The organism is Priestia sp. D3YE.R1, assembly GCF_049199565.1.
GTDB classification, from domain to species: Bacteria; Bacillota; Bacilli; order Bacillales; family Bacillaceae_H; genus Priestia; species Priestia aryabhattai.
The window spans coordinates 403,061-417,671 of sequence record NZ_JBLTHW010000003.1 but is presented as its reverse complement, the minus strand read 5'-3'; the positions used below and the strand labels follow the sequence as shown (position 1 = coordinate 417,671).

The window sequence follows — 14,611 nt, the reverse complement described above, 5'->3', positions numbered from 1 at the left end:
ATTCTAACAAAAAATTAGCTGCTGTGTTATTTCTAGCATAACTTCATGAAGAAATATATGTAATGCAAAAAGCAAGTACCTTACAAAGACACTTGCTTTTTACGGTTTAGAATATTTTTTTTCGAAAAGGTTCTATTAAATACGGCTTATATAAATTTTCACTTTCTTTATACTGACTCAATATATCATCGTAATTGGTTTCAATATATGCTATTCGACTAAGAACATCTTTTTCTAAAGTTAGAGAATCGGGCGACACCACACATTTTTCTAAACCAAGAGAATACGCTAAGTCAAACACTTTAAAGCGATACCCTAGCGCCACACACGGAACACCTGCTGCTAAAGATAAAATATTCGCATGAAGCTTAAAATTAATGGTCATAGTGTAACGGGATAAAATAGTCATCAGCTCTTGTTCTTTATACAGCTTTTCATCAAACACTACATGTTCTGGATCGTTAATTTTATCAAACAGTCTTTGGCACGAAGCTTTATCACTTCCCCACACGAGGTAGATAGCTATTTTGTAGCCTTGTTGAATCAGTTTTTTACAAGCTCTTGCTAGGGCATCTTCGACTGCCAGCTCATTTCCTCCATATAAACGGTTATACGTAGTTCCCCAGTTCACACCAATAATTTTTTCTTTTTTATCTCCTACCCTATTAGCACTTAACAACAAGCCAGGATCTCCGATAATACGTATTTTTTCAGAATCGACTCCTATTGCTTCTAATGCTTTTTTAGCAAGCGGTCCTCTTATTCCTGCAAAAGACGCGCGGTTAAAAACATCTTTCATTAGTTCTCCATCTTTTTCAGTAAAAAGCTTACGTAAAGAAATACTTTCTCCTGCCAGCATTTTATCCAGCTGTTCTTTTTCAACCCAGTCCATTCCGCTTCCCCAAATTAAAATATCTTTTCCTAAATCAGCTGCTTTTTGCAAGACTTGAAGATAACCAGGCAGTAATAGCGACCCTCCTCCTAAAACTACCGTATCGTAAGGCTCTACGTTTTTAAAATCAACTCCTGGAAAAGACGGAGTGACTTCAATTTCATCTTCACTGTAATACTGTTCGCTCAGCTCTTTAAACACATGCCAAAGCAGTTCGTCTCCTAAATTCCCAAACCCAATCCAGCCTATATACAGCACTTTTTTCATGTTGTCTCATCCTTTAGTTTATCAAGATATAACTCTATCAATTCTTCCGTTACTTTTGTGACCTCGAATTTGTTTAAAATCCACTCTCTTGACTGAAGTCCAATATTTTTAAGCTGTTGGGAAGAAGCAATAATAGTACCTAAATCACGAGCTAACGTAAATCGACTGCAGGCGTGGCGAGAGTTATGATCTCCGAAATAATAGTTCCACGCATTGTCATACTCATTTTTATCTACCAATCCAAAATAACCGTGATTGCCAACGGCTAGCACAGGCTTTGTACAAGCCATTGCTTCAAGCGCTACTCGCCCTGTTCCTACAACACAATCTGCTATGGGATAATAGTGTTGCATATCTTGTTTTTCACCTACAAGATGAATAAATGAATCTTTACACGTGCGATGAATTAAGTCAGTTAAATTTTCAAGATCTTTAAAGCGAGGGCCGTCTCCTACTACCACAACATGAAGGTGAGGAGCTTTCGACAGCTTTACATCTTTGCACGCCCGAAGCAGCATCATACAAATATTTGCCTTTGTCCAATTAATGCGGCTGCTGTATAACAAAACAAATGCTTCTTCAGGAATGTTCAATTGAGCTTTTAACTCCGTTACATCCCTTTCACTGTATTCTTTTGTATCAACTCCATTGGCAATTAAAATCGGCTCGACTGATGTTTCTTCTTGAACATATTCGTATACCGGGGGACTAACGCATATGGTGGCTGAAGCAAGTGCTACTACTTTGAGTAATTCACTTTTAGGGTAATATGTGCCGTGGACCGTGAAAATAGTGGGAATTCTTCTTTGTTTTGCAACCGAAAAAGTTAGGTATGCTGAAGGAGTTTGGTGAGCATGAACAAGAGAAATATCTTCTTTTTCAATAATTTGCTCAACTTGGCTGATTAGCTCATTTCTTTTTTCTTCTTCTATATTTAATGTATAAGGAAAATCAACTTCATAAATGGGGCAGCCTAAGTCATAAAATTTATCTATCATTCTGCCTTTATTCCCAGCAATGACTATATGGATGCCTTTTCTAAGCATCTCTTTAGCTAAACTAAATACGTGCGTTTCCGTTCCGCCTACTTCAATACTGTCTAAAACCATTAGTATACGCAGAGATTCATTACTCATCTTTTGTGGCTTCCTTTCTATAAAATTGTTGAGAACGCTGTTTTGAGTGAAAACGATAATAGTATAAAACGTCGGGTAAGTTTTCCACATTCAGCTTTGCATTTAAGCATTTTGCAATAAACTCATAGTCTTCAGCGCCTTTAATTCTGCGCGTCGGACCTCCTATTTTGTCAAACACTTCACCTCGAAACAAAAGTGTCCCATGGCACACGCAGTGTCCGCCTTTTGCATATAATTCGCGAATGCTTTTTCCGTATCGGAGCCAATTCTCTTTTTTTGCCCCTTGAAAGTCTCCATCTGAAAAATATGCATAGCTCGATCCCAGTACATCAATTTCAGGGTGTGCTTGCAGATATAAGAGCTGCTTTTCTAATCGTTCAGGATGAGAAATATCATCACCGTCATGAACTGCAATATATTCTCCTTTGCTTAAAAAATAGCCGATTGTTGATGCACCTGAAAATCCAACGTTGCGGGACAAATCAATGACTTCTACAGGAAAAGGCGGATCATTCTCTGCTATCCATTCTTTTATAACATTACTTGTGTCATCTGAAGATGCATCATTCACTAAAATAACTTCTATATTCTTATACGTTTGCTTTAATAAACCATCTAAACATTCTTTAATGAAAGATGAGATATTATGACAGGTTATTACTACGCTAATTAGTCCTAAAGTCCGTTCATATAACATTTTACATTCACCTCATCTTACTATATGCAACGGGAAATGAAAGGTGAGACAAGTAATTATGAATCTTTTATGATGTGCTTAAAACCCTGCCCTTTTTTTAAGTATAGGAAGTTTGTCCCTGTCATTAGAAAAATTTTTGAATATATTGAAATGTATGATTAAAAATGAAAGGAATGATTTAGAATGGCACAAATTTTATCAGCACAAGAAGGTTCTGAATTTAGGGCATTGCTTACCGAAGCCGTAAATTCAAGCGTAGAAATCATTACAGCTTTTGGTTCTGTGACAGGAAAAGTGGTACAAACCGGGGCATTTTTTAAAATTCCTCTTAATTACGTTGTATTAAAACAGTCAGAAGGCAATTTTGTGTATGTTCCATTAGCTAGTATTAATGCAGTAATTCTTCTAAACGAAGATGGTGATTTACAATGAATTTTTTATTCACGTTAGAAGCTCAGCTTCAACAATCTATTGGACTAACTTTAGAAATTGCTACTGACAGTGCGCTTTTTGAAGGAGTTTTAATAAATTTTGAAAATGGTTTGATTGAATTAGAAGAAACCGTAATAGGGTATGAGAGAGAAAATCGAAGTGTATTTATTGCACTTTCTTCTGTGAATTTTATTAAAGTGCAGTTGTAAATTAAACTTATTTCTCCCACATCACGTATGTATTCAATCCTCTAAGCTTTTTTGATTCAAGCTCGTTTTATTAGGAAAATCAGATAAAAAACACCCCCAATCACTATGAGACCGCTACGCTATTAGTTCTAAGGACTAGCCAAACGCCCTTTTTTATAATTTTAGACGGTAACCTAGTCCACCTTAGTAAGCTTTAGCATTATATATATCAAGAGGCTTAAAAAACCTCTTAAATAACTCGGAGGTGAAAGTTTATGTCATATTATGACAAAAAGTATATTAAAGGCGATCCTAAAAAATATGATTGTAAAGAGGATTGTAAAGAGGAACACAAAGAGCACTGCAAGTTTGATGAGTATAAGGACGAACATCATGAAAAAGAATGCGAACTTGATGTAGATCAAGCTCCGTCGGTACCAGTTACTACAACTGCTCGCCCTAATTTATTAGCTAGCACAATCGCAACGACAAAAGTTTGTGTCGATGATGATTGTGATCAAGTGGTATTAGACGCAACAGTGAATTGGCAGCCTGATCCCTTTGATTTAGGTGCTACTGTAACAGCCATAGTAGCTGCTATCGCTACCTTAATCATAGCTATCCTAGGACTTTTAACAGGAACTGGAATCTTCCTTGCTTTAGCTATACCAGCAACTTTTAGAATTTGGAGAAAAAGCGACAAATCATCGAGACCTGTATTAATTTCTGAAAAATTCGATACAAGTGGAATTTTTGGTTTACAAATTTTAGGTAGCGGTTTCCTTGGCATTGCGTTTAGCCCTATTACTACTTCTATTCATGCAGTAGATACTGATCCGGATTGTGGAGAAAACGAGTACTTTTTAACCATTAATTTAGGTCCTTTCCCAGAGGGTACTATATTCCTTGATCTTTCTACTCCTGCAACTCCTGTAGGTATTCCAGTTGGCACATCTGATGTGACTCTGACTCCTGACAATGTAATAAGCCACACATTCACAGCTTTAGAACTAGACTGTGAATAAAAAAGAGATCGGGATTTATTTTAAAAGTTCTTGTTAATCCCAGCTATAAAATAATATCTAACTATTTTACCCCCGCTTTTTAGCAGGGGTATTTTTTTACAAACAAATAAGATTGTACAAATAGAAAAACCTTTAAATAGAATACCTAGATTATCAATTTAAAGTTTAAATATTTTGAGATAAAGTATATTTAACCTATTTAAATTGTCATTGACTCTATATTGGAAAACACATTTTATATTATTAAACCCTTGTCCATTGCAAACCTCTCACTTCCTGCATTTACTATACTAGAAGGTGAAAACCTTCAAACCCAAGGTGAGGTGAAAGCATGTCATATTATTACAAAAAATATTTAAAAGGTAGTTCTGACGACGAATATAGACACCACTGTGATAATGATTGGCATAAACATCACTGCAAAAGACACTGCGACGATGATTGTGAGAGACCAGATTTTGATGATAGACCTGCGTTTGGCACAGTAACAGGTACAACAACAATAACAGGTGCGGCTGTAAATACTCCATTAACATTTACTAACCTTCTGTCTCCAAGTAAGAATGTACGAGTTGTTTCTAATGGAATAGAAGTTTTAGAAAGCGGAGAGTATTTTATTTCATTTACAGCATTCTCCACTTCTACTCCAGCTACTTCGACTGTTACGTATACAATTAATGCCGGAGGCTTTACCCAAACTGTTACTTCTTCTTCTGGTACAGCCACAATATCACTCCTGCGTCATTTAAGAAGAGGCGATACGGTAACGGTTACAGCAACAACAGCTGGTACAACTACTACCATCAATGCCGCTCTCACAGTCGCAAAAATCTCGTCGCGTTTTTCTGAAAAAGATTTTTATTAATTCCTATCACATTTATTTCCCTCTTATTTAATAAGAGGGCTTTTTTTATTTCTTATGTAACCCCTTCCTAAAATTCTTTTCCCCATTTCCCCCTTTTTTCCTGTATAATAAGTAGTAAGAAAGAGGTGCTTATGACGAGACATCCTGTAGAAACGATTTATTATTTAGAAAATCCTCAGCGTGATATTTCAACGTACGCTTCGACAACACAGTTAACGGTTGAGTCTGTTGTAAAAGATGTGTTTGGTGTTGCTTGCGTAGCAGACATTAAAATTATGCTTCAATATAATAAAGAATTCCGCAAAAGCATCAGTCAATTACACAATGCAATGGACGATGATCTTACGTTAGAAATGGTTTTTCGAATTGCGTCAAAAGAAGATTTGATGCGATTCAAAAAAAGATTGCTTGAAAGCAGTTTAGATGACGCAGAAACGTCAATAGACTGTCCATTCAGCGCGACCATTCAGTTGCAAGACGGTCGTTATACGTGGAATGAATCCACTTCCGTGTATGAAAAACAAAAAGAACGTCTTTCATCTTAAGCTTTTATTTTTTATGTATGAAAAAAGCCTGTATCTTAATTCCTTACTTAAGATACAGGCTTTTTGGAATTTGTCCTACATTTTCACTTTTATATTAAAAAACAATTAAGCGGTAATCATTGTCGCAGTGGTCTTCACAATGATGTTTTTTCTCATACCCGTCATGCTTATGGCATTTTTTCTCGCAAGAGCATTTGCTGTGGCCATAGTCGTAGTCGTCATGCTTGTGGCATCTTTTCTTGCAAGAGCATCTGCTGTGACCATAGTCGTCATGCTTGTGACATCTTTTCTTACGAGAGCATCTGCTGTGATGATGGTCCTCACAGTTGTGGAATCTCTTTTTGCAACATCCCATTCTACTATCATCTCCTTCTTTCTTTGTCCCTATCAGTATATGAAAAAGAAAGGAATGTGCACGGGTGCCTGTCCTAGGTTGAAGGATTTTTTTTAAAATGTGCGTACGTCTGTGGCTTAAACTTCATACCGAAAAAGTAGTATTTGGCGTACAAGTAAAAATAATTATGCAAGCGAAATGCTAGGCTTGCTAAAGCCTCTTCCTGCTGATCCTTTCCCAGATTCTCCTTAAAAATAACAGCGCTTTTCCCTCTTTTTCTATGTTAGATTTTTTAACTCAATTTCTGGAAATAGGTTTTATCACTTCTAATAACGTGTATACACAAAGCAAGGAGATAAGTTACTTAAACTTCTCTTCATTACTAAATATATTCTAGAAAGTTGTCTATCATACAAGGAGGTTGTTTGAAATGGTAAATGTAAAAGTAGTTGAAAATGGCGTACAGGCAAAAGATACAATCGAACAATTTTTGCGTGAAGGATTTACAAAGGACGAAGTTTATTTACTTGCACACCATCAAGATCGCTCCGAGGATTTAACAGCTGCAACAAATACAAACAATATCGGTCTTTCTGAACAAGGTGTTTTTGATGCGATTGCGAATGTGTTTCGTTCTCGAGGAGACGAGCTTCGTGCCAAAATGCGTTCATTAGGATTATCACAGCCGGAAGCTGAACGCTATGAAGAAGAATTAGATCACGGTAAAGTAATCGTCGTGGCATCAAAAGTTGCTTGATTTAAAAGCCCTACAGCAGGGCTTTTTTATTTTTGTTTTCTACCCTTCTTCCTCTTTCCTTAAAGAACACTTTGCCTGTTCTCATTTATATTAAAGAGATGGCTAGTCAATTTTTATTGGCTGCCTTTTTTATATGCTGTTTTAATTCGTTGATGAGCGATTAAAAAATGAAATGGATATAATTAAAGAAGTCATCCCTACATATGATTATGAAGATAAGAGTTACTGCGAGGAGTGATATATTTGATTATAGGAATTGAGTACACAAAACGTGTGAAAAATGGATTAGTCGTTAAAAATATTCCTTACAAGATACACGATAAACCTTGTGATGAAGGCTGCTGTAGAAATGATAAAACGATAGGCGCCAGAGACAAATTAAGGGTTAATTGGCTGTTAAATGTTTTTATGCCTAGCAAAAATATAACGGTATTTGATTATAAATATTGGTCAGAAGAACTAACTTCGTTATGGAGAGAGCATCGAAGAAAAACGATATAATACATCTGGTAAAAAAATCTCCTTAATGAGCAAGGAGATTTTTTCTATTAACTTTATCTTCTAGCACCAACCTATTTATCAAGCATTTCAACAATTTTTATACCTTTAGATGCGGTTACAGTAAATGTACCATCACCATTATAAATTGCTGAGTAGGATGCTTTTCCTTCCACTCATGATAACCAATTTCATATGTAACATTTCCTAGCTGTGTTTATCCTTTTCTGCTGAAGGCAATAATGAAAATGCATAAACTATATAAAGGGTGAAAAGTTATGATTAACGTCATTGAGACACTACTTGATTACATAAAGAACTCTTCTACAGATGATACGCCTCCTCGCCCACATATCGGTGAGACTATGGGGTGTTGGCTGTATTTCACTGCTTTAGCGGAAGAAATACCTGCTTTAGAAACTTGCCTTAATACAACAACTAACAGTGAACTGCTTAAGCTTGTTCAAGACTCAAAAAACCTGGCTGAATCTCAGATTGATACACTCAAAAAATTAATGATTAAAGAAGGAATTCCCCTTCCTGAAATACCGGCTACCAAACCGAAATCTGATCCTAACAGTATTCCATTAGGAGCAAAAGCCACGGATTCTGAAATCGCTAACTTAATATCTGTAAAAATTGCCTCTAATATCGTCATGTGCAGCACGAATATGGGACAATCTATTAGAACCGATATTGGATTAATGTGGTTGAAATTCCACACTGAAAAAGTCATATTAGGATCAAAAGTGAAAATTCTAATGCAGCAAAAAGGATGGCTCAAAATTCCTCCTTATTATTATCCACCTGGAGCCCCTCATAACTCTAATTGAAGTGTTCTTAGGTAAGCAGCATAAATAATCTTACATCCAACACATTTAACGAGGTGCTTGAACATGGATTTCCCTACAATTCATACAAATTTTTGGGACGCAGTCATTGGTGTTCCTGTCGTATTAATCGTGACGCAGCTGATCAAATGGCTTTTTCATCCTAAAAAGCAGTATGTTCCGACTATTGCTTTAGCTGTCGGCGTGCTGTTTTCAGTATTTATCAGTCACCCTCATCATATTATTGCCGGATTGTTTATGGGATATTTTTATGGATACGCCGCAATTGGCAGCTATGCCGGTCTTAAAACAACGTGGAGAACAATTAGAAAAGATACGTCCCCTTATTCATCAGATTAAAAACCAGCGACATATTCGCTGGTTTTTAGTTTTCATTACTTATTTCTTCTGCTCCTAGCTCTTTGGCTAAGTGAACAACCGATTGATTGATTTTCCATACGTAATAAATGTTATGCAGCAGCTGCAGATGCTGTAAGTTTCTTGATTGAACGGACGTATCAAAATAATCTAAAGATTGTTCAATTTTTTGTCTGACATCTTCAAGCGTATATACATACGTTCCTCTTTCTCCTCGCAGCGCTTTTTCAAGCTGAGAAAAATTGCTTGCCACTTTCTCTTCCACTTCCTTGACTACACCATGAAATTCTGCTTCCTTATAAAAAGCTTCGTTTCTAGTAGAAGATGCCACCAAATGCTTGGCGTAATAATTAATAGCGGTAAAGACGGTCAAAAATTGCTGAAGGCGTGAACGGCCAACGAAACCTTTGATAATAGGATCTGAGTCAACATGAAGCTGTTTTAGCTTTTTTTCTAATTCCATTCCTTTATCAGCTAAATTGGCAAACGCATACTGATTCGTAAAACGATGCAAATAAGTGTGAACAAATTCTTTTAAAGCCGCTACGTATTCTACTGACGTGTCGGTTATTTTATCTCTTGTTCTTTTAGGAAACACAAGAGCAGATACGGCTAAGCCAATTCCAACTCCTACGACTGTGTCTAATACGCGAGCCAGCAATAAACTCTCTGAAATTCCCCCAAGAAGCATGTCATACATAAAGGCCAGCATCATTGTAATCCAAAAGCTCATAAACGAGTACGTAATGGGAAAGAAATAAAAAGCCATAAACACGCAGATAAAAAGCAGCGTTATTTCAAGTATTCCCGGTGAGACAAAGCTTGCGACAACAAAGCCCACAGCTGCTCCTAAAAGCGTGCCTACACTTCGCTGTACAGCTTTTACAAACGTACTTCCTATCGTTTCTGTACCAAGAAGCACTAAATAGCCTGCTAAGAGCGCCCAATATTGGTGCGATGGAGACAGAAAAGAGCCAAATATTAAGGTCGCAACAGCAGTGATGACCGCTTGAATAGACTTTTTCGTAGACGGTTTTAATCCTGTTTCTTCTTCTTTACTCTCATCGTCTTCTTTTTCTTCCGCTTCTTTTTGAGGCTGTTTTTCTTGCTTCACAATTGCTTGCTGCAGCTCATAGGCTTCATCAATCACGTGATTTGATATCGTTTCGATACGGCGGATTAAGTAAAGCCAGTCTTTATACCTTTTGTCTTGAGGTTCGAGTTCACTTAATTTTTGGCGCAGCTCTTGCAGATGCTGAGCTGCATCTGCTAGTGAATGAGTAGAATTTCCATTTAACACCTCTGCTTCGCGAATCGATTCCACTAGCTTTAACAGCAGCTGCTGAATATCAAAATGATTAAATGCCTTTAATTCACTGAGTTTTCGAATTGCCGGGGAATATGTCTGAAGCAGCATAACTATATCAAATACATAAAGGCGCATTTGTTCAGCTGTGACGCCAGGCCATATGTCGTGAGGATCTGTATTGCCAAGCTCTTCTGATGCCACACGGGCATACTCCGCTAGTTTTTTAATATTGCGGTTGTATTGTTTAATTTGAGCAGGTTCAATTTGTTTCTTTTGAATTAACTCAATAATTAAATCAAGCACCAAATTCACTTGAATATGAAACGATTTCATTGAAGATCTCAGCACGTTGGCAGGTCGGTCTTTAAAGATGACAAAATTATAGATAAATGCACAGCAGGCTCCTACTATAACGCCAGCTAACAGCCACGGCAGCTGAGAAAATGTAACGTGTAAAATAGAAGCAAAATAAAACGACATAAATGCTACCATCGACAGAGAGAAATAGCGAATACCAAATTTCTGTAAATAAAAAGACAAAAACACTAGCAGAACGAGAAAAACATTTTCTGCTTGTCCATATTGTGATAGAAACGAGCCAATGCCGAGAGAAACGGCGCTAGAAAGTGCTACTAAGCCTGTGGTCACTTTTTTTGCTTTTGTTGTTTCATCATTCACAACCAATATACCCATCAGGCCGATTACGCCCGATAAAATAGCAGCGGTAATTTGTGAGCTTCCCGCTGCTTTTAATACGATCAGCATAATAACGACCGCTGTAATTACGCTGATCGTAGCTTTAGAAGCCGTTTTGAGCCTTTTTCGTCCAGGATCTGCAGCGACTAAGCGGCTAAACCAATATGAGAAAATAAACACCCTCTCCTTTCGTGCTGTAGAGTTCTTTGCAGAAAGAGTAATATTATTACTTATACCCTTTTTTATTCTTTTCTATCGTATGTAAGCACGTTTTTCCACTATAACATTGCGAACGGCTAGAGAGCTAAACAAATGCTTAAAAACACATCTGTTTTCTGTCAGATGTGTTTTTAAGAAATAATCGGTCATTACAATGTAAGAGAAGAAATTTCCCATCCGTTTGTTAATGGATTTCTTTTTAAAGTAAAAACCATCGTTGTCTTTTGTGCCCCTTTATCTTCGTAATAAATAAGACAATCTACGGCGATTTTCTCTTTTGTTTTATACTTTTTTGCATGAAATAAGTCCGTTTTATAATAAATAGTGGAGATACTATGCAGTTTTGCCCATAGCTTATGCTCTTGCTTTACGCGCAAAACCGGCTGCATTAAGGCATCGTCATCTTGCTTTAATCCGGTTAAAAACATATTGACGACTTCTGCCGGCTCAGCTTTTAATGCATATTCATCAAGCTTTCCTCCTGCTTTTAATACCATTAACTGATGACCTGGATCCACATTTTGAGACTTGTGAGTCGTACTCCCCGCAAAATGAATGCAAAAATGACCGGGGAACCCATTGTCGAGCGCGCCGGCTCCGTGAGGCATTCCATTCATGGAAGCTGCAAGCATTTGGCCTTTAAACGGAATAAGAACAGCTCTTCGGTTCCAGCTCCATTTTCCATTATATAAGTGCTTCATTACTTTCGTATCTTGACGTGTAAGCGGCTGAACATCTGCGTGGTGCGAGCCTGCTCTTCGCTGCACATAAAAGTAAAAACCGGTTTCTACATCGATCACTTTAAATTTTTTCCCCTTCGGCAGTAAGCTTTCTACACGTTTCCACTTTAATACTTTTCCTGTGTCACTTACTGGAAAGTACGTAAGGTTTTCTTCTGCTTTCATCTTTTGGGGATGCACAAAAAAACTAATAAGCATAAAGACTAAAATCATTAATTTTGTCATTGTCTACCCTCGTTACCTTGTAGTTTCTCTATGTAATATGCGAAAGTACACATACAATTATAAATAGAAATTTTTACACGCTCGGCTCATGGAAAATAATACAAAAAAAGAGCTTGTGAATCCTATACATTAAACGGTTCATTTTATTCATACTAACAGGTGAAAGCGAGGTATATGATATGAATTTCACTTGGATGGTTGGACTTTTAATGCTCATTCAACCTCTTTCTACACAAGACCACCTATCTATTACTCATGACGGTAAACCAATTGAACGGATTGAACGGGACAAAGTGGCAGTACCTCTTCTTCCTGTACCTATGGTTGATCATGATCGATACAATCTTCTTCTAAAAGAATTGGATAAAAAAACATATAGAGAGCCCCTAAATGCCCGCATTGATAAAAGCGGACAAATTGTTCCTGAGCAAGCGGGTGTCAAACTATATCATAAAGATTTTGCGGAGAAATTTTATACTTATTTTTTTAACGGCGGTACGTCAACACTAGAAATCCCGACGCTTCCTGTTCCGCCTCGCGTGGATAAGGAGCTGCTTGCAACAATTCGCATTAAGCAAATCGGTCATTATCATACGGTATTTAATCCTCATAATAAAAATCGTTCTCACAATATTTCTCTCGCGGCTGAATCACTAGACAGCAGCGTCATATTTCCTGGGGAAGTTTTCTCTTTTAATCAAACCGTTGGAAAAAGAACGGCATCAAAAGGGTATATGCGTGCGCCAATCATTGTAAAAGGAGAGTATTCTGAAGGAGTTGGAGGAGGAATTTGCCAAGTTTCTTCTACCTTATTTAACGCCGTCGATAACGCTGGTGTCACAATTACGCAGCGCTACTCACACAGCCGCAGTGTTTCCTACGTACCTCCTGGGCGAGACGCTACCGTCAGCTGGTATGGACCTGACTTTCATTTTAAAAATACGTACAGTGATCCTTTGTTGATTCGAGCGCAGGTACACGGGGGAGTCGTAAGCGTGGCCGTTTACTCTACTGATGCGATTGAATATAAGCCTCGCCGCGTGCCTTGGGCTTCTATTGATCAATTGCCGAAAGAGAAAAAAATTGAATCGCATGTTGATACTGAGCCTGCTGATTAATCATCTCTTCCAGCTTTTTATAACGAACACAAAAAAGCCTAAAGGGTATCCTTTAGGCTATTCAGTGATATAATTAGCAGCCGTAGTAGCCACCGTAACCACCGCTATAACAACTACATCCGATAATTACTAATAGAATAAATAATACAACTAATAAAGCGAAACCAGAACCAAATCCACATCCAGCATTAGACATATAAGCACTCCCTTTCAACGTGATTTTCTGTTGCTAAAACAAAGAAGGTTCAAACATGGGGTGTTTCTCATGGATAGCTTATTGTATGTCTGCCTAGACGTTTTGGTTTGCTTTTTTGCTCATTTTTTAAAAATTGGGCTTGTTTTCGTCTTTACAACTCGGAAAATGCAATTTCGTAAAAGTAAAGCTCATTTCCACTCTTCCTTTAAAACCGCGTAATAATATTCATCCCACCATCCTTTTTCAGTTGGAATACATTTTTTAAAATACCCTTCTCTTCTCATCCCGATCTTTTCCATAACACGATAAGAAGACGTATTCTCAGGTTGACAAGTAGCAATAATCCGATGGAGGTTCATTGTATTAAAGGCGTAGTCCACGATTGCTTTTGCCGCTTCTGACGCATATCCTTTCTGATGATAGAGAGAATTAAATACCCAGCCAATTTCATAAGTATGGTCCCCAAAATAGTTGAAAAAGACGATATGACCAATTAGGATTTTTTCGTTTTTTAATACAACTGGAAAATTTTTAATATTTTCTTCCATATTTTCATTTACAAATTTCTTCGCATCATCCTTACTAAAAACACCTTCTGGTATGTACTTCATGACATGAACATCAGATGTATATGCGTAGACATCTTGCCAATCTTCATAGTTAAATTTGCGTATTAGTAATCTGTTAGTCTCAATATTCATGTCGATCTCCCCTATCTCAAAGCTATCTTTCTATACGTTTGTTTCGATAGTAAAGAGATAAACACCTCTTTGCACCAAGTTACTGTTGTTTTTGTTGCCGCTTCTTTAAAAGAAGATAAAGGGACTCTGCGAAAAAGAAAAATAAAAGAGAAAAAAGGACAAATAATTCGGCCACTTCCATTACACGAAACGGGCTTAATGCATTGTATAGTGCCTGCAGTACGTTCGTTCCTTGAAAAAGATCAATTCCTACAGAAAGAGCGATCACAGATCCAAATAGCAGCAGGCTAACTCCAATAATTTTCATTCCTTTCACTCCTCACCTAATCGTTACTTACCTCATAGGTTCGTCATTTTCATTTACCGTCATGCAAAAGATGATTTGTTAAAAATTACATAATTATACGGTTTTTGGTCAAATTAATAAAAAATACAGTAAGGGTGCTTTCATTTATGCCTTCGTTCTTTAAAAATCAAAAATCTACAAATAATCTTCGCTCTCAGGCAAATCAAACAAGCAGTGAACAAGCAGAGTCTTCTTTTAAGAATTTGCTTTCTGAGAA

19 protein-coding genes are annotated in these 14,611 nt (G+C 37.2%); 10 read left to right on the top strand and 9 right to left on the bottom strand.

Annotated elements, in window-relative coordinates:
- Positions 1 to 106 precede the first annotated feature (106 nt).
- The 3 genes from ACOZIR_RS20475 to ACOZIR_RS20465 are packed head-to-tail and all read right to left on the bottom strand — an operon-like array spanning position 107 to position 2,992.
- Positions 107 to 1,159, bottom strand: a complete 1,053-nt coding sequence (locus ACOZIR_RS20475) for a polysaccharide pyruvyl transferase family protein (protein WP_421535779.1) — start codon at positions 1,157 to 1,159, stop codon at positions 107 to 109.
- On the bottom strand, positions 1,156 to 2,295 hold the full coding sequence (locus tag ACOZIR_RS20470) for a glycosyltransferase (RefSeq protein ID WP_045290336.1): 1,140 nt from the start codon (positions 2,293 to 2,295) through the stop codon (positions 1,156 to 1,158). Before ACOZIR_RS20470 ends, ACOZIR_RS20475 begins: the two co-directional genes overlap by 4 nt.
- Positions 2,288 to 2,992, bottom strand: coding sequence for a glycosyltransferase family 2 protein (locus ACOZIR_RS20465; RefSeq protein WP_421535778.1), 705 nt, complete (start codon positions 2,990 to 2,992; stop codon positions 2,288 to 2,290). Before ACOZIR_RS20465 ends, ACOZIR_RS20470 begins: the two co-directional genes overlap by 8 nt.
- Before the next feature lie 183 nt (positions 2,993 to 3,175).
- Between ACOZIR_RS20465 and ACOZIR_RS20460 the strand changes: the two genes are divergently transcribed.
- From ACOZIR_RS20460 to ACOZIR_RS20440, 5 genes are all read left to right on the top strand, one after another.
- Complete coding sequence (locus ACOZIR_RS20460) at positions 3,176 to 3,424, top strand: hypothetical protein (protein ID WP_421535777.1); 249 nt, start codon at positions 3,176 to 3,178, stop codon at positions 3,422 to 3,424.
- Positions 3,421 to 3,633, top strand: a complete 213-nt coding sequence (locus tag ACOZIR_RS20455; RefSeq protein ID WP_421535776.1) for a hypothetical protein — start codon at positions 3,421 to 3,423, stop codon at positions 3,631 to 3,633. The genes ACOZIR_RS20460 and ACOZIR_RS20455 overlap by 4 nt, the downstream gene beginning before the upstream one ends.
- A 254-nt stretch (positions 3,634 to 3,887) precedes the next feature.
- Positions 3,888 to 4,637 (top strand): hypothetical protein, encoded by a 750-nt coding sequence (locus ACOZIR_RS20450; protein WP_421535775.1) that lies wholly within the window; start codon positions 3,888 to 3,890, stop codon positions 4,635 to 4,637.
- Positions 4,638 to 4,968: 331 nt separating this feature from the next.
- The gene (locus ACOZIR_RS20445) at positions 4,969 to 5,502 is read left to right on the top strand and encodes a hypothetical protein (RefSeq protein WP_421535774.1); all 534 of its coding nucleotides are present in this window, start codon (positions 4,969 to 4,971) and stop codon (positions 5,500 to 5,502) included.
- Between the two features lie 131 nt (positions 5,503 to 5,633).
- The gene (locus ACOZIR_RS20440; protein ID WP_237758379.1) at positions 5,634 to 6,047 is read left to right on the top strand and encodes a hypothetical protein; all 414 of its coding nucleotides are present in this window, start codon (positions 5,634 to 5,636) and stop codon (positions 6,045 to 6,047) included.
- A 105-nt stretch (positions 6,048 to 6,152) separates the two neighbouring features.
- Here ACOZIR_RS20440 and ACOZIR_RS20435 read toward each other — a convergent pair whose 3' ends face one another.
- Complete coding sequence (locus tag ACOZIR_RS20435; RefSeq protein WP_045290346.1) at positions 6,153 to 6,413, bottom strand: hypothetical protein; 261 nt, start codon at positions 6,411 to 6,413, stop codon at positions 6,153 to 6,155.
- A gap of 398 nt (positions 6,414 to 6,811) precedes the next feature.
- On the opposite strand from ACOZIR_RS20435, the gene ACOZIR_RS20430 reads away from it, so the two are divergent.
- From ACOZIR_RS20430 to ACOZIR_RS20415, 4 genes are all read left to right on the top strand, one after another.
- Positions 6,812 to 7,138 (top strand): general stress protein, encoded by a 327-nt coding sequence (locus ACOZIR_RS20430; protein ID WP_013056955.1) that lies wholly within the window; start codon positions 6,812 to 6,814, stop codon positions 7,136 to 7,138.
- A gap of 243 nt (positions 7,139 to 7,381) precedes the next feature.
- The gene (locus tag ACOZIR_RS20425; RefSeq protein ID WP_045290347.1) at positions 7,382 to 7,639 is read left to right on the top strand and encodes a hypothetical protein; all 258 of its coding nucleotides are present in this window, start codon (positions 7,382 to 7,384) and stop codon (positions 7,637 to 7,639) included.
- Positions 7,640 to 7,914: 275 nt separating this feature from the next.
- On the top strand, positions 7,915 to 8,469 hold the full coding sequence (locus ACOZIR_RS20420) for a DUF3231 family protein (protein WP_045290350.1): 555 nt from the start codon (positions 7,915 to 7,917) through the stop codon (positions 8,467 to 8,469).
- Positions 8,470 to 8,532: 63 nt separating this feature from the next.
- On the top strand, positions 8,533 to 8,826 hold the full coding sequence (locus ACOZIR_RS20415; protein WP_025752303.1) for a hypothetical protein: 294 nt from the start codon (positions 8,533 to 8,535) through the stop codon (positions 8,824 to 8,826).
- Positions 8,827 to 8,851: 25 nt separating this feature from the next.
- Here the strand turns inward: ACOZIR_RS20415 and ACOZIR_RS20410 are convergent, their stop codons facing one another.
- Complete coding sequence (locus ACOZIR_RS20410; protein ID WP_045290353.1) at positions 8,852 to 11,029, bottom strand: FUSC family protein; 2,178 nt, start codon at positions 11,027 to 11,029, stop codon at positions 8,852 to 8,854.
- A 188-nt stretch (positions 11,030 to 11,217) separates the two neighbouring features.
- Entirely contained in the window at positions 11,218 to 12,033 is an 816-nt protein-coding gene (locus ACOZIR_RS20405; RefSeq protein ID WP_045290355.1) for a hypothetical protein, read from the bottom strand.
- Between the two features lie 179 nt (positions 12,034 to 12,212).
- On the opposite strand from ACOZIR_RS20405, the gene ACOZIR_RS20400 reads away from it, so the two are divergent.
- Entirely contained in the window at positions 12,213 to 13,151 is a 939-nt protein-coding gene (locus tag ACOZIR_RS20400; RefSeq protein ID WP_045290357.1) for a VanW family protein, read from the top strand.
- 73 nt (positions 13,152 to 13,224) lie between these two features.
- Here the strand turns inward: ACOZIR_RS20400 and ACOZIR_RS20395 are convergent, their stop codons facing one another.
- From ACOZIR_RS20395 to ACOZIR_RS20385, 3 genes are all read right to left on the bottom strand, one after another.
- A complete protein-coding gene (locus tag ACOZIR_RS20395; protein WP_013083059.1) occupies positions 13,225 to 13,347 on the bottom strand; it encodes a YjcZ family sporulation protein in 123 nt (40 codons plus the stop codon).
- A gap of 188 nt (positions 13,348 to 13,535) precedes the next feature.
- A complete protein-coding gene (locus tag ACOZIR_RS20390) occupies positions 13,536 to 14,048 on the bottom strand; it encodes a GNAT family N-acetyltransferase (RefSeq protein ID WP_045290359.1) in 513 nt (170 codons plus the stop codon).
- Positions 14,049 to 14,127: 79 nt separating this feature from the next.
- Entirely contained in the window at positions 14,128 to 14,355 is a 228-nt protein-coding gene (locus ACOZIR_RS20385) for a hypothetical protein (RefSeq protein ID WP_045290361.1), read from the bottom strand.
- Positions 14,356 to 14,611: the final 256 nt, after the last annotated feature.

Excerpts from the sequence above, each read along its gene's own strand:
- ACOZIR_RS20445 (WP_421535774.1), top strand. The coding sequence starts at position 4,969 with ATGTCATATTATTACAAAAAATATTTAAAAGGTAGTTCTGACGACGAA.
- ACOZIR_RS20400 (WP_045290357.1), top strand. The coding sequence starts at position 12,213 with ATGAATTTCACTTGGATGGTTGGACTTTTAATGCTCATTCAACCTCTT.
- ACOZIR_RS20395 (WP_013083059.1), bottom strand. The coding sequence starts at position 13,347 with ATGTCTAATGCTGGATGTGGATTTGGTTCTGGTTTCGCTTTATTAGTT.
- ACOZIR_RS20470 (WP_045290336.1), bottom strand. The coding sequence starts at position 2,295 with ATGAGTAATGAATCTCTGCGTATACTAATGGTTTTAGACAGTATTGAA.
- ACOZIR_RS20390 (WP_045290359.1), bottom strand. The coding sequence starts at position 14,048 with ATGAATATTGAGACTAACAGATTACTAATACGCAAATTTAACTATGAA.
- ACOZIR_RS20435 (WP_045290346.1), bottom strand. The coding sequence starts at position 6,413 with ATGATAGTAGAATGGGATGTTGCAAAAAGAGATTCCACAACTGTGAGG.
- ACOZIR_RS20475 (WP_421535779.1), bottom strand. The coding sequence starts at position 1,159 with ATGAAAAAAGTGCTGTATATAGGCTGGATTGGGTTTGGGAATTTAGGA.
- ACOZIR_RS20455 (WP_421535776.1), top strand. The coding sequence starts at position 3,421 with ATGAATTTTTTATTCACGTTAGAAGCTCAGCTTCAACAATCTATTGGA.
- ACOZIR_RS20385 (WP_045290361.1), bottom strand. The coding sequence starts at position 14,355 with ATGAAAATTATTGGAGTTAGCCTGCTGCTATTTGGATCTGTGATCGCT.
- ACOZIR_RS20420 (WP_045290350.1), top strand. The coding sequence starts at position 7,915 with ATGATTAACGTCATTGAGACACTACTTGATTACATAAAGAACTCTTCT.
- ACOZIR_RS20405 (WP_045290355.1), bottom strand. The coding sequence starts at position 12,033 with ATGACAAAATTAATGATTTTAGTCTTTATGCTTATTAGTTTTTTTGTG.
- ACOZIR_RS20415 (WP_025752303.1), top strand. The coding sequence starts at position 8,533 with ATGGATTTCCCTACAATTCATACAAATTTTTGGGACGCAGTCATTGGT.
- ACOZIR_RS20440 (WP_237758379.1), top strand. The coding sequence starts at position 5,634 with ATGACGAGACATCCTGTAGAAACGATTTATTATTTAGAAAATCCTCAG.
- ACOZIR_RS20460 (WP_421535777.1), top strand. The coding sequence starts at position 3,176 with ATGGCACAAATTTTATCAGCACAAGAAGGTTCTGAATTTAGGGCATTG.
- ACOZIR_RS20450 (WP_421535775.1), top strand. The coding sequence starts at position 3,888 with ATGTCATATTATGACAAAAAGTATATTAAAGGCGATCCTAAAAAATAT.
- ACOZIR_RS20430 (WP_013056955.1), top strand. The coding sequence starts at position 6,812 with ATGGTAAATGTAAAAGTAGTTGAAAATGGCGTACAGGCAAAAGATACA.
- ACOZIR_RS20465 (WP_421535778.1), bottom strand. The coding sequence starts at position 2,992 with ATGTTATATGAACGGACTTTAGGACTAATTAGCGTAGTAATAACCTGT.